Annotated in this window: 7 protein-coding genes; all 7 read left to right on the forward strand. The window is 29.9% G+C overall.

Going from position 1 to position 15,383, the window contains the following annotated elements; all coding sequences use genetic code 11:
- Positions 1–81 precede the first annotated feature (81 nt).
- The 7 genes from ACOSP6_RS07030 to ACOSP6_RS07060 all read left to right on the forward strand — a co-directional run bounded on the left by ACOSP6_RS07030 (position 82) and on the right by ACOSP6_RS07060 (position 15,310).
- On the forward strand, positions 82–2,973 hold the full coding sequence (locus tag ACOSP6_RS07030) for a sensor histidine kinase (protein WP_422092713.1): 2,892 nt from the start codon (positions 82–84) through the stop codon (positions 2,971–2,973).
- Positions 2,974–2,975: 2 nt separating this feature from the next.
- Positions 2,976–3,731 (forward strand): LytR/AlgR family response regulator transcription factor, encoded by a 756-nt coding sequence (locus ACOSP6_RS07035; RefSeq protein ID WP_422092714.1) that lies wholly within the window; start codon positions 2,976–2,978, stop codon positions 3,729–3,731.
- Between the two features lie 148 nt (positions 3,732–3,879).
- Entirely contained in the window at positions 3,880–7,332 is a 3,453-nt protein-coding gene (locus tag ACOSP6_RS07040) for a LamG-like jellyroll fold domain-containing protein (RefSeq protein WP_422092715.1), read from the forward strand.
- 23 nt (positions 7,333–7,355) lie between these two features.
- Complete coding sequence (locus tag ACOSP6_RS07045; RefSeq protein WP_422092716.1) at positions 7,356–7,523, forward strand: hypothetical protein; 168 nt, start codon at positions 7,356–7,358, stop codon at positions 7,521–7,523.
- A gap of 181 nt (positions 7,524–7,704) precedes the next feature.
- Positions 7,705–11,127 carry a T9SS type A sorting domain-containing protein gene (locus ACOSP6_RS07050; RefSeq protein ID WP_422092717.1) on the forward strand — a complete coding sequence of 1,141 codons (3,423 nt, stop codon included), beginning with the start codon at positions 7,705–7,707 and terminating at the stop codon, positions 11,125–11,127.
- Positions 11,128–11,289: 162 nt separating this feature from the next.
- The gene (locus ACOSP6_RS07055) at positions 11,290–13,506 is read left to right on the forward strand and encodes a LamG-like jellyroll fold domain-containing protein (protein WP_422092718.1); all 2,217 of its coding nucleotides are present in this window, start codon (positions 11,290–11,292) and stop codon (positions 13,504–13,506) included.
- 481 nt (positions 13,507–13,987) lie between these two features.
- Positions 13,988–15,310: a T9SS type A sorting domain-containing protein gene (locus tag ACOSP6_RS07060; RefSeq protein WP_422092719.1), complete on the forward strand. Its 1,323-nt coding sequence runs from the start codon at positions 13,988–13,990 to the stop codon at positions 15,308–15,310.
- Positions 15,311–15,383 lie beyond the last annotated feature (73 nt).

The following is a 15,383-nucleotide window of genomic DNA, read 5'->3' on the forward strand; positions in this document are numbered from 1 at the left end:
AAAAAAAACTCTTATTTTCAGAAATATTGAAAAATAGTATGACTGTTGATGTTTTACTTTTGTATATACAATTATTAAACCTTGAAAAAACTATTACTCTTTTTATTACTAATTCAAAACTTTCTGTTTGCACAAACTCCTTCTTTCATTAAACTAACAGAAAAAGAAGGTCTTCCCGATATCGACTTTTACAATATCATTGAGGATTCAAAGGGTTTTATATGGTTAGCTGCAGACAAAGGATTGTACAGGTATAATGGAAAAAATTATAAATATTTTTCACACGACGAGCAAAAGGGAAATTCGGTTTTTGGAACTTTTGAAGACCCTAATGGATATATTTGGTGTAATAATATATCTGGACAATTTTTTCGAGTAAAAAATAAGAGGTTTGAACTTTTTATAGACATAAGTGACCTTTTAAATGGAGAATTGAGTGATTTTTTTGTAACAGATAAAGAATTAATAGTTTTTTCAGGAAGAAATATTTTTAAAATTAATTTAAAAACAAAAAGTATTCAAAAGGTATTTGATAAAAAGTACTCTTTTCTGGGTACACCGATGTACTATAATAAAAACTATTACTACACAAAAAAAAACCATCTAATCAAAACTAATAGTGATTTTAAAGTTATTGATAGTGTTTTTACTAATATTTATGATGGTTATGATTATAATAGCATTTATAGAAGAGTAGGATTAGTAACCAATGGTACCATATTTCTATGTCAATTTCTTCAATATAATACAAACCGAATTTTTATAATAGATTCAAACAAAAAATCACTTAAAGAAATAGAAGTCCCGAACCCAATTAAAAATAAAAAATATAATCAGATTACGTTTATTGAAGATGATATTTGGTTTTTAACGGAGGAGGGAATTTTTATTTGCAGTCTTAAAAATAATAAGTTATTACTTAAAGGAAGACTATTAAAATCTATATTCACAACTAAAGTAATTGTTGATAGCGATAATAATTATTGGATTACTACTAAAGGAGATGGTGTTTTTGTTGTACCTAATATTAACCTATTTGACTTTGAGTTAAAAGCAGGTTCAAAAAACCTAAGTACAATTGAAAAAGTTAATAATTCAATACTACTTCTAGGAACTAATAAGGGCCATGTAATTGAATTAAATCTAAAAACAAATAGCTATAAAATTATAGACTCTACTAGCTCATTAAGGGTTATTGATATAGTTAAAGACTCTATAACAAATAATTGTTTCATCATAAAAGAGGATAATGCTCTTCTCTATGATGTTCAAACTCATAAATTATCGAGGCTTCCATCTAATACCCTTGATGGTTCAAAGCATGTTAGCGTTATGAATGATAGTTTGCTGCTATCATCTACTTATAAAAACGCTAAACTCATAACACGAGATTTTTCTAAAGAAATTAATCTAGTTGATAAACGATCTTATACTAATTTCTATTCAAGGAAACAGAATGTTTCATATATATCTTCTATTGATGGTGTTTTTCTTTTTGACGATAAATTTGAAAGTCAAGAAATATGCTTTAACGATAATTTAATAACTGCAAAGCACATTACAGAGACAAATGATGGTAAAGTTTGGGTAGCATCTTTTAACAAGGGGTTATATGAAATTGAAAATAACAAAGTTTTAAGAAACTACACCATTTCAGATGGTTTATTATCTGATAAAATAGGCTTTATAAAATCAGATGGAAACAACTTATGGTTAAGTACAGAAAATGGTTTACAATTATTCGATAGAGGAAAGAACATCTTTCTAAATCTAACTCGAAAAAAAGGACTTCCTTCTTACAGAATTTCAGATATTGAAATATTAGACAATAATGTTTTATTAGCTTCAAATACTGGGCTTTATGGTTTTGATAAAACAAAAGTTTTTAAAAAACAAAATAATAAAGAGGTGTACTTTACAAAAATTATAATCAATGGTAAAGAAAAAGAACTAGAACCTTTTTATCAATTAGATTACAATGAGAATGAATTAGAAATACACTTTAATGTAAATGGTTTTCAAAGCTTTGCTAATACTACTTATGAATATCGATTTGTTGAAGTCGATAGTATTTGGAAAAAAATCAACAACCAGGTTAATTCTATTACTTTTAATAATATGGGTAGTGGATTTAAGACATTTCAAGTAAGAAATATAAAATTTCCTAACAAAACCAATCAAATTACTTTTTTCATTAAAAAACCATTCTGGAAAACTTGGTGGTTTTATTTCTTTTGTATTGTTACAGCCATTTTCATATCCATTAAATTCTCATCATATCGAGTTAAAAGGGTTGAAAAAAAACAAACAGCTTTGTTAAGTAAAGAAAAGTTAAAAAAGCAATTGGTTACTTCTGAGTTAGAGAACTTGAGGTCTCAAATGAATCCTCATTTTATTTTTAATGCGTTAAACTCTATTCAAGAATATATAGTTTTTAATGAAAGCGAATTAGCAAGTACTTATTTGATTAAATTTTCAAGACTAATACGTATTTATTTAGAACATACTCAAGAAAATGAAGTAACACTGGAAGAGGAGATAGAAGCCTTAAAAATTTATTTAGAACTTGAAAAAATTAGATTTGAAGATGTGTTAGAATATGATATAGTTATTTATAACAAACTCGATTTAAAAACTATAAAAGTACCATCATTATTTATACAGCCATATGTTGAAAATGCATTGAAGCATGGACTTTTACACAAAAAAGATAATCGTAAGTTAAAAATAGAATTTGAAAAGGTCGAAAATGAGAATATTCTCCAATGTAAAATAATTGATAATGGAGTGGGAGTAGAAGAGTCTCAAAAACTAAATAACCTCAGAAATAGATCTCATAAATCATTTGCGACAGGAGCTAATCAGAGAAGAATCGATTTATTAAATAGAGACAGAAAGTATAACATCACCGTGAATACTGATAGTGATAATACAGGAACAAAAGTAACTATTAACATCCCTTTAAACAGATAACTATGAAAGCATTAATAATAGATGATGAAAACAAAGCAAGAAGATTATTAAGCAAATTGATTGAAAATAATTGTCATGATATCATTACAATAATAGAAGCATCAGATTTAGAAACAGGAGTTTCTCTTATAAAGTCCGAATCACCTGATATTGTGTACTTAGATATTGAAATGCCTAAATATTCTGGCTTACAAATTTTTGATTTTATAGAAGAATCCGATGCAACATTCAAGATAATATTTACAACTGCATACAATAAATATGCTGTTGAAGCTTTTAAATTATCAGCTATAGATTATTTATTAAAGCCTATTGATCCTAACGAACTGAAAACTGCTACAGATAAAGCCATACTAGATATAAAAAATAATAGAAGAGGAAATCAATTCGAAGATTTGAAGAAAATATTCAATGGTTTTTCAGTTAATAAACTAGCTCTTGAAATTCCTAGAGGTATGGTTTTTATATCCTATGATGATATTGTTTTTATGGAAGCAGACGGTATGTATACAACCATTTATTACAATGATAAATCGGAGTTAATATGCAAACCTTTAAAACACTTTACGGACCAATTAGAGCACTTAAATATATTTTATAAACCACATCGCTCGTACCTCGTAAATCTTAAACATGTTACTGAATATCAAAAAAAAGATGGTTATCATTTGATATTAAGTAATAATAAATCTGTGCCAATTTCTAAATATAGGATTGATAGTTTTTTAGAAATTATTGAAACCGTCTTTAAATCATAATTTTATCATTATTTAAAGGATGCTTCCATTTTAAATTACTCATGTATAACTAAATAGCATAGCTATTCGGAAAGAATTAACATCTTTTCAGAAACATAAAATTTAAAGAGGCAAAATGATTTTGATTTTTGTATGAAAATAAAATACAATGAAATTAAAATTATCTTTTTTCTTTTTAAAGTTCTTTATGCTTTTGGGAATAGCCGCACAAATTCCCCAAGAACCTTTAGCACAATATAGATTTAGTAATAGTTTGAAAAATGATACAGATGGAATTGAATTAACAGGTTCAACTGCATCTTTAAATGCTATTCAATACACTAATGACCGAAATAACATTTCGAATCAAGGTTTAAATGTAAACGGTGCAAGACTTACTGGTTATCAATTTAATAAAGAGAATCTGGTTGATTTAACAATTTCTCTTTGGTTAAAAACTCCAGCAGCAAGTGAAAGCATACTAGAATCTTTTGCTACTGGTACTATTAACGGATTTCAAATATTTTCGAGTGGAACCGCTTTAGGAATCGTCTTAAATGTAGAAGGTGCTCAAAGGCAATGGATAGAAAACATTCCTCAATTATTTGATAACAATTGGCATCATTTAGTTATTTCCATAAGAACATTCAACACTGGTGGTGTGGTTGAAACAGATGTATACCTAGACGGCTCATTAAATACGAATTTATCAAACAATTTAACATTTAATGTTAATACCATAACTCCATTTTTATTTACGATAAATTCGCCTGAGGTATTAACGATTTCTCCAACCGCTACAAGAGAATACAATGGGGCTATTGACGATATAGCCATTTATAATTATCCATTAACTCAAACTGAAGTAACTAGTTTATATAATAAGAGAACACAGCCTGCTACAGTTTTTGTTAATACAAATGCAACTGGAGCAAATGATGGAACTTCATGGACCGATGCTTATACCGATTTAAATACAGCTTTATATAACAGTATTGCCGAAGATGAATTATGGATTGCGAAAGGAACTTATACTGCATCTAACCCTCAAAACCCGCTACTTCCTCCAAATAGATTTAATACTATAGATATTAATCATGCGGACTTAAAGATATATGGAGGATTTAATGGAACCGAAGCTAGTTTATCACAAAGGAATATGAAATATATAAATACCTTAAATAGAACCATTATTAGTGGTGATTTAAATGGTGATGATACAAATATTGTAGATTTTAATGAAACTACTTGGCAAAACAATGCCTATCACGTAATGACATTGAATAAATCCGGTAGTGGTCTAGAATTAGATGGAGTTACTATACAAAATGGTTATAGTGATGCAGCTAGTGGTAATGAAAGAGTTGGTGCTGCCATATATGTTAATAATAACGTTACTGGTTTTACATTAAAGAATTCTGTGCTAAAAAACAATGTAGCTTATTGGGGAGCAGGAATTTTCTATGAACCCATTTATGATTCTAATGTTGTTATTGATGCATGTAAGTTTGAAAACAATTTAACATCCCTAACAGCAAGTGGTATTTATGCTAGACCTTCAAATGCTTCTTTATTTAATCTTTCCATTACGAATTCATTATTTTCAAATAACATTACAAAAGATGATTCATCTCAAGGTAGAATTGCTCTTGGAGCTCCGGCTGCATGGATAAGAGCATTCAGTAATGCCTTGCTAGAAGTTACTTTTGTTAATAACACTTTAGTTAATAATGTTGCCAATGGTACTTCTTCTAGTTCTGATTTCCCTGTAATAGGAATAAGTGGTCCAACTCAAAACAGTATTTTAGCTAATACCATTTTTTGGGGTAATACATCAAATAATAGCCTTTCAAAATCTTTAGGTTTAGTGGTAGATACCGGAATGTTTAATGCTTCCGATATATTCAATTGTATAGCCGAAGATAGTTTTATCGGTTATCCTAGTATCGCGAGTGTTTCAAATATTAATCCTAATTTAACTACTGATTTTAAACTACAAACTTTTTCTACATCTGCAATTGATACAGGATTGAATAGTGCTGTACCTGTTACAATTAGTAAAGATTTAGATGGAAATGATAGGGTTAAAAACACAACGGTAGACATTGGTGCATACGAATTTTTACATGAAGTGATATGGACAGGAGCAACAAATAATGATTGGTTTTTAGGATCTAATTGGCAAGGTGGAACTATTCCTGCAGTTTTATCAGATGTAAGGATTCCTGCAGGTTTAACTAACTATCCGACTATATTATCTGGTACAAGTTCTTTAATCCTTTTAAACACATTAACCATTGAATCAGGAGCTAGTCTCATTAATAACGTATCAATTCCTACACCTCAATCAGGTGTGTCTAATGTAACATATGAAAGAAATTTATCTACTAGTAATTGGTATTTAATGAGTGTTCCCTTGGGGCAAGTAAGAACGAATATGTCAGAAATTATTACAAAGAATAATTTAGCCACTGGCTCTGGTAGTCATTTAGGATTAGGACGTTATGAAAATAATGGAGCCACTCTTTGGACCTATGCTAGTGCAACAACTAATTCTTTAATTGATATTGCTGAAGGGTTAGCTGTAAAACTCGTAAGTCCTGGTAAATTAGAATTTAGCACAGAAGGAATGACAGAAACGGATGTTAACCTTCTCATTACACCAGGTACAAGAACTAACTTTAATTTAATTGGTAATCCATATCCTGCATATGTGAATTCAGCATCCTTCACCTCTTTTAATACAAGTGCTTTGGCCGAGGAAACTGTTTGGTTATGGGATGGAAACAATTATGTGACATATAATAATATGAACCCAATTGAGATAGCTCCAATTCAAGGATTTTTTGTAGAATGCGGATCTTCTTCAGCTAATATTACTTTTCAATCTTCAAATAGAAGTCACCAATCTTCAAGTACTTTTATGAGGCAAACTCCTCATCCATCTTTTGAATTATTTGTTGAAAGTAATAACCAAAAGAAAGGAACAAAAGTGTTTTTTGTGGAAGGAAAAACTAAAGGATTTGATAATGGATATGACTCTAAAATGTTTGGTGGTGAAAATAATGAGTTTGCTGTTTATACTCAATTATTAGATAATAACGATGGAAGAAGCTTAGCGATTCAAACATTACCAAACTCTAATATTGAGACAATGATAATTCCTATCGGTTTTAACTCAGACTCCAATAAAGAGGTTACGTTTTCTGTTGAAACGTCTAATCTACCTTCAGGAACTCATATTTATCTTGAAGATAGAGAAAAAGGTAAGTTCATAAATCTTTCGGAAAACTATTACGAAATAACAACTAAAGTTAAAAACACTGGTACAGGTAGATTTTATGTACATATATCTTCTTCGGTATTAAGTAACGAGGATATAAGTAATGCATTGAATCAAGTGAATATGTACACATCAAATGAAAACGAACTTATAATTACTAGTTTACAAGCAAAAGCAAATATCAAAGTGTTTTCATCATTAGGAGAAGAAGTATTTGATACTACGATAAACTCAAATGGATTAAGTAAAATTCAACTTTCAAACTTGTCAACAGGGGTTTATATTGTGAAATTAAACTCAGCTCTAGGAAGTATTCGTAAGAAAATTATTTTAAAATAAAAACAATTCTTAATAGCAACATAATGAAGAATTCTCAACAAAAAAATCAAGATATTTCAAGAAAGGAAGCGTTAAAAAAAATAGGAAAATACGGTAAGTATTCAGCTTTAACTGCATTGGGAACTTACCTTATTTTAAATCCAAAGAAGGCACAAGCTGCTTCACCAGAACCTCCTGGAGGAGGATTTTAATCTCTAAGATTTACATTTATTAGCATTCCCTTACATTCCCATTTGCTAATTATTTAAAAGGCTTCTATTATTTAGAAGTCTTTTTTACTTCTAAACTATTCAGCAAAAATTCACATCTACTCAGAAACTCTAATTTAAATGAGTTAAGAAAACCAAGACATTTGTAAAAAATAATATTACAATGAAATTAAAATTACAGTTTATTCTAATAACTTTATTTGCGGTAACTAATATAGTTGCACAAGTAACAGTTTTTGATGCAAATGCCAATGCACGCATTCTGCATGAAAAAGATGGGAAATTATACTATCGTACTACAAATAGCGTAAGAGTTTATGATAATTTACCAGCAACAACCAGTACACTTTTAGCTAGTAATGTTCAATCTGGATTAGGTTTAGCAGCTACAACATCTGATGTTTGGTATACTGAACGAAATTTAGGTAATGTTTGGAGTGTTACTCAAACCAATCCAACTTCAACGTTAAGAGATGTTGTTTCTGACCTCCCTGATTTACTTGTTGAAGCTAATTCGAATATGTACGTAACAGCTGATTTAAATGGAGGTTCTGTTTTATTAAGGTATGATACTAATAGTGGAGTATTTGTAAGTTTAAATAGAGGTATTTCTGGAAATACTCCTTTAACAGGAATCGTGTTTGATGGTAATGATACATTATATTTTACAGGCATTAATGGAAACATTTATGATATTAGCATACAAAATAACTCCGTAGGCTTATTTAATAGTAATATAGGAACAGATACTTATGGTATAGAACTCTATAATAATTATATATACTATCTCGAAAGATCTGCTGGTAGATTAAAAAGAGTTTTACTTAGTCCTAACGCAGTACCTGAAACAGTTGCTGTTGGTCTCGGTAACCCGACAAGTGTACAAGAGTTAAATGGAATATTTTACATAGCTGATAGTAGTACTGGTAGTGTTTTAAGATATGATCCTTCTATTCCAAATACACCAAAAAGAATTTATGTAGATGCTAGTGCAACAGGAAATAACGATGGTACAAGTTGGACAAATGCTTATACTGATTTAACTAACGCATTTGCGAACTCACTAAATGATGACGAAGTATGGATCGCTAGAGGGACATACAATACGGGAACAAACAATTCTACATCTTTCAATATAAACGGTGAAAATGTTAAAGTATATGGAGGATTTGCAGGAAATGAATCAAATCTATCAGATCGTGACATGATTACAATTCATACGACAAATAAAACTGTGTTATCTGGTGATATTGATAATAATGATGATGGAAATATTTCTTTTGGGAATTCTACAATGCTCGATAACAGTGATAAAGTTGTGCGAATTATTGGAGATAATATTACACTTGATGGCTTGACAATTTCAGATGGTTATGCCGATGGATTATCAGGCATTGCACGATACGGAGCTGGTATTTATGTAGAAAACAATATTACAAGTTTTACTATAGAAAATTGTATTATTAAAGATAACGTAGCCTACTGGGCAGCAGGTTTGTTTGCAGACCCTTCAGGAAACTGTAATATTAAAATTAACGCTTCTGTATTTGAAAGTAATTTAGGTGTTTTAACTGGTGCTATGTATATCGTTCCTGCTGCTAGCACAACAACCCATGTTAGTATTACAAATTGTTTATTCAATGGCAATGTAACTGCTAACGATCTTTTAACAGATTCTAATAATGCCAGATTGGGATTAGGTTCACCAGCAGGCTGGATTAGAGCATTTCATCCTAACTCACAAACCAACACCGAAATAGTTAACAATACTTTTGTAAATAATAAGGCAGGAGGTACAGCAAATAATTCAGATTTTCCAGTTTTAGGTATTTCTAGAGGATCGAACAACTCAAATCCTTCAGTACATACAGTAGCAAATAATATTTTTTGGGGTAACACAATTAATAACGGGCAACAAACTACGTTAGCGATAGGAGGAGTAGTAGATGCACTAAACATTCAAGGGAATCAGATTTTTAACAGTATTGATGAAGAGGGGTTATCAAACTTAGGAGGAGTAACAACAGTTAATAATAACACAAGTTCTAATCCTAATTTAACCTCAGATTTTAAATTACAAGCTTCTTCTACTACTGCTATTGATGCCGGAGACAACACCAAAATTCCAAGTGGAATTACTTTAGATTTAGCAGGTAATAGTAGAATAGAAAATAATACTGTAGATATTGGAGCATATGAATTTTCTGGAGGTACCGCTCCATGTATTGTAAATATTCCCGATGCTGCTTTAAAAGCTGATATTATATCTAATGCCAGTTCTGGTGGTATTGATACAAATAATGACGGTGAAATTCAATGTAGTGAAGCAATTGCTTATACAGGAACATTAACTTTGACAGGCATAACTACTGCAGGAAATTGGTCTGATGCAACCGGGTTAGAAGCTTTTACAGAAATAACTGGTTTAGTGTTTAGCACCGCAACTACGAATTTAACTAGCTTAGATTTAACTGCAAACTCGAAAATAGAAACACTAAATATAAATGGTGAGGCATTTACTACTTTAGATATTTCTACCCTTACATCGTTAACGGATTTAATAGTTGTGAACGTTCCGTTAACTGTTATTGACATATCAAATAACACAGCTTTAAAAAATCTAAGATTTGATAATGGAACAATCACCACTTTAGATGTATCGAACCTTACAGACTTAGAAACCTTAAGAGCAGTTAATAATAGTAATTTATCAACAGTTACTTTCGTTAACAATTCATCATTAAATGACATCGAATTAAGAGATTCTAATGTGTCAAATATTGATGTATCAAGCGCTATAAATCTAGTTACTCTAGATCTAACTAATAATCAATTAACATCATTGAATATTTCCAATAATCCAAACTTGGAAAACTTGTATATAGGAGGAAACAATTTTACAGGATTGAATTTGAGTCAAAACTCCATTTTGACAAATTTAAGTATCGGTCAAAACAACCTTTCATCACTAGATTTGTCTCAGAATGTATCTTTAAGAGATTTAGGTATTGGTCAGAATAATTTCACATCCTTAGATTTAAGTCAAAACGGGAATTTAGAATACCTTTTAATCGAAGATAATTCAAGCTTAACTGATTTAGATTTGAGCAATAATTCTTTTTTACTAGAAGTCTATATAAATAGATGCTCAGGAATTACTTCTTTAAATGTTGCAAATGGAAATAATGGAAACTCTTCAACAAGTAATTTATATCTAGTTGATGTAACTAACAATGCTAATCTATCGTGTATTCAGCATGATTCAGGATTTGATCCAACAGCTACAAATGGTAATTGGATAAAGGATACAACAGCAAATTGGAGTACCAATTGCGGAGCCTTATCAGTTGATGATATTAGCTCAAATGAATTTAAGATTTACCCTAATCCAACATCATCAGTTTTAAATATAAATTCAAATTATACGATTAATAAAATTGAAGTGTATTCAGTATTAGGCAAACAATTATTAACTCAAAATAATAAGAATCATATTGATGTTAGTACTCTGAGTAAAGGAGTATATTTTATGCACGTTTTCATTGAAAATAAAAATACTATTAAGTATAAGTTTGTTAAAGATTAAGGTGTTTTTTGAGTTGTTTATACTCATTAATTTTAGTTGCAGCTTCAAATATTTTTTGAAGCTGTTTTTTTTCATCCATTTAGCAAAAAAATACTTCTATTCAGAAAATGAAAATAAAATGACACCATTATAACTGGAAATTTGTTTAAAAATAGTATTACAATGAAATTAAAATTACACTTTATTTTACTGTTACTTTTTTCTGTAACAAGTATTCATGCGCAGTTTCCAGTTACAAGTGGATTAGTCGCAAGTTATGAATTTAACAACAACTTAAATGATGGAGTTGGTAACAGCAATGGAACAAGTGGTACAGGCTCTCCATCTTTTACAACGGATCGCTTTGGAAACGTAAACGCAAGTTTATTCCTTAACAAAACGCCACATCAGTTTTATACTTTTTCAGGATTAAATAATACCATGAGTATCAGTTTTTGGGCCTCATTTTCGGCAACATCATCTTCAACTGAACGTATTTTACAAATCTATGATACTACACATGGAGGTGGTTTTAGACTAGAGTATAATAGGCCAAACGCTGCATTAAACTTTATCGCCAAAACAGCTAATACAGGTGATTTTACTAGCGGTACAACATTAAATACTACTACTAGTGGTGTTTGGCATCACTTTGTTGTAACAATAGAAGTTAACAATGGAACTGTTGAAGGTAAGGTTTATATTGATGGTAATTTAGATTCAAATTTAACAATCAACTTTGCAGCTAATGGTGATCTAATAAATAATACAGCGCCTCTATTTGTGTCACCATTTGGGGGTTCAACAAACCCTTCTGCATATTCTGGGTACGTTGATGATTTATACGTTTATAATAGAGTACTTAATAGCACTGAAGTAAACAGTATAAATACCTATAGTCCTAGCCCTAAAATTAAATATGTAGACTTAAACGCTACAGGAAATAATGATGGAACGAGTTGGGCAAATGCATTTTTAAGTATTGACGAGGCATTAACAAATAATTTTAACCCTGGAGATGAAATTTGGATTGCGAAAGGAACTTATTATGTAAGTCCTTTACCTAGTATAAACTCATTTTTTATTGATAAAGATAATGTTAAAATTTATGGTGGCTTTGCTGGTAATGAAGTTTCAATAACAGATAGGGATCCAGATTTAATTCACTCCACAAATCAAACTATTTTATCAGGGGATAAAAATAATAATGATAATGGTATAGTATCTTTTGGAAACTCATCTAGAACCGATAATAGTGACCATGTTGTGGTAGTTTCTGGAAGTGGAGTAACCTTAGATGGTTTAACTATTGCCGATGGAAATGCAGATGGATTAACTGGTGATTCTCGATATGGTGCAGGTATTTATTTATTCGGAAATGCAAATGTTCTTACGGTTGAAAATTGTATTTTAAAAGATAATGTAGCCTATTGGGGAGCAGGTATGTTAATAAATCCTCCTTTTAATTCTAATATAAAAATTAATGCTTGCGTTTTTGAAAATAATTTAGGTGTTTTAACAGGTGCTTTTTATGCTATACCTGCTTCTGGAACAACAATGAATTTAAGAATTACAAATTCACTATTTAACGGAAATAGAACTGAAGATGATAATGTAACAGATTCAGGTAATTTAAGAAGAGGACTAGGAGCTCCGGCAGGTTGGATTAGAGCTTTCAACGCTAATTCTGCAGTAAATTCAATTATTGTAAATAATACTTTTGTTAATAATGTTGCAGGAGGTTCCGGAAATTCAGATTTTACTGTAATGGGAATATCAAAATCGAATTCTAACACAGGAACAAGTAATAATACAATAGCTAACAATATTTTTTGGAATAATACAATATTCAACGGAACGGTATCACGCGCATTAGGGCGAGTTGTTGATCAGTTAAATGTTTCTATCACTCAGGTGTTTAATAATATTGATGAACAAGGTCTTACTAATGTTGGAGGAATAGGTAGTAACAATAATAGTAATACCAATCCTAATTTAACTGCTGATTTTAAATTACAAGCTTCTTCTACTGCTGCTATTGATGCTGGAGATAATAATGCTATACCTACAGGAATTACATTGGATTTAGCAGGAAATAATAGAATAGAAAATAGTATTGTTGATATAGGAGCTTTTGAATTTTCATCTACAACACTATCAGTTAGTGATTTAGATATTGTAAATTTTAAAATGTATCCGAATCCTGCTTCTAATATATTGACTATCAAAACAGACAATGAAATTGATCAAGTCGTTATTTTTTCAGTTCTGGGTAAAAAAGCGATGACCATTAAAAATACTAACATAATAGATGTCAGTAATTTGAATAAAGGTATCTATCTTGTGAGAATTACTACGAAAGACAATAAAAGAATTAATCGAAAATTGATTAAGAATTAGAGGGTAGATTAATTATTGACTAATAATTGGTTTGAGTTGAAAGCGTTAATTAAAAAATTAACGCTTTTTTTATTCTCATTCCTATGGTTTTCATTCCAAAAAGCCATAAAAAAACCTGTAATAAAAATTACAGGTTTCATAAATCTAAACTTTAGTGAAATGAATAGTTAAAAAAGACATATTCTTTAAAATAACACTTTCAGATTTGTAAGGACTTAATTTACATATCATGAAAAGTAAACTACTATAAGTGTTAGAACAAAAGAATCATCTTTTTCTTCCCACGAATTAAAGGTATTACAAGAATTATCAGGATAAATTAAAACTTTACGAATAGTAGCGTTTTCTTTCTGAAAATTCTAACTAAAAAGAAATGATTTTACTGGCTTCCATTAAGCAAATTATCTCTTCTATTCAGAAGTAAAAAAAAAATCAACAGAGCTATTAATATAGTTTTGATCAAAAATTAAAATTATATCTAATGAAACTAAAAGTTTTTCTATTAACTACAATAATTTCTTTAAGTTGTTTTTCTCAAAACATTACTTTTCAAGACGCAAATTTTAAAGCGGCTTTATTAGCCCATGGTAATACTATAACGGGACCGGGCATAAACGTAATTGATACGGATGGCGATGGTGAAATAAGCTTTTTTGAAGCAAGTGATTACAGAGGAGAAATTAGACTGGTAAATCAAAACAATATTTCTAATCTGAATGATCTTTATTTTTTCACAAGAATAACTAGCCTGCATATAGATAACTCTTTCATTGTAAACCTATATTTATCTAACAATATTGGCTTAAAAAAGCTGGAGGTTTCATCTAGCCCTTTTTTATCGAATATAGATTTAGGTACCATTAATTTAGAGCACCTCTCTCTAAGAGGAAACGTTTTAAGTACTATCGTATTACCAAACACCTTGACCTATTTTAGGTATCATGATTTATATAATGCTCCACTTTCTAACATAAACTTTTCCAATTGCCCTAATTTAGAGGTAGTGGATCTAGTCAAGTTTGATGGTTCTGTTAATTTAAACTCTAATACAGCACTAAAGGGACTCTATGTTTTAGATAATAACCAAATTACCAGTCTAGATTTATCTAATAATAATTTACTAGATTATATAATAGTTCATGATACTAATATCACATCTTTAGACTTATCGAATAAGAGTGATTTAACTTTTGTAGACGTACAGAATAATTTAAATCTAAGTGCGTTAAATGTTAACAACAGCACCAGTTTAATTTATTTGTATTGTCAAAATAATCAAATAACTGAATTGGATTTATCAACCAATCCTGTGGTTAGAAATATTCGATGTCAAAATAACAAGTTGACAAAACTAGACTTGGCCAACGGAAACAACCAAACTTTGAGAAACCAAAACAATTACCGTATGGATGCAACAGGAAATCCTGATTTAAAATGCATTAATATTGACTATGGTTTTATTCCTCCTATACCTTGGTGGAATAAAGATTTAACAGCTACATATAGTGATAAATGCATAAATCCAACAGACCCGGAACCGAGTGATCCTAGCTTACCTACTTTAGAATCATTCCGCGAAGCTTCGACGTCATTAGCTGTTTATCCAAACCCATCAAAAGGAATTATTCATGTAAAATCTAATCAAGCCATACAACAGATGAATTTATTAAACATGAACGGAGAATTAATTTCAAGTACATCAAACGGAAATACAATGAATATTTCAAACTTAAAGAAAGGAATGTATCTCTTAGAAATAAGAACTGAAAATAAAATTATTAAAAGAAAAATTATAAAAGAATAAGAAATTTAAATTTAGGGGACGGGTTAATTATTAAATTATAATTGACTTTTAATGTGAAGCGTTGAGTAAAATC

The organism is Tenacibaculum sp. MEBiC06402 (genome assembly GCF_049239625.1).
Lineage (GTDB): Bacteria > Bacteroidota > Bacteroidia > Flavobacteriales > Flavobacteriaceae > Polaribacter.

What these genes read in the sequence shown, in the direction of transcription:
- ACOSP6_RS07035 (WP_422092714.1), top strand. Translation starts at nt 2,976, where the DNA reads ATGAAAGCATTAATAATAGATGATGAAAACAAAGCAAGAAGATTATTA.
- ACOSP6_RS07040 (WP_422092715.1), top strand. Translation starts at nt 3,880, where the DNA reads ATGAAATTAAAATTATCTTTTTTCTTTTTAAAGTTCTTTATGCTTTTG.
- ACOSP6_RS07045 (WP_422092716.1), top strand. Translation starts at nt 7,356, where the DNA reads ATGAAGAATTCTCAACAAAAAAATCAAGATATTTCAAGAAAGGAAGCG.
- ACOSP6_RS07050 (WP_422092717.1), top strand. Translation starts at nt 7,705, where the DNA reads ATGAAATTAAAATTACAGTTTATTCTAATAACTTTATTTGCGGTAACT.
- ACOSP6_RS07055 (WP_422092718.1), top strand. Translation starts at nt 11,290, where the DNA reads ATGAAATTAAAATTACACTTTATTTTACTGTTACTTTTTTCTGTAACA.
- ACOSP6_RS07060 (WP_422092719.1), top strand. Translation starts at nt 13,988, where the DNA reads ATGAAACTAAAAGTTTTTCTATTAACTACAATAATTTCTTTAAGTTGT.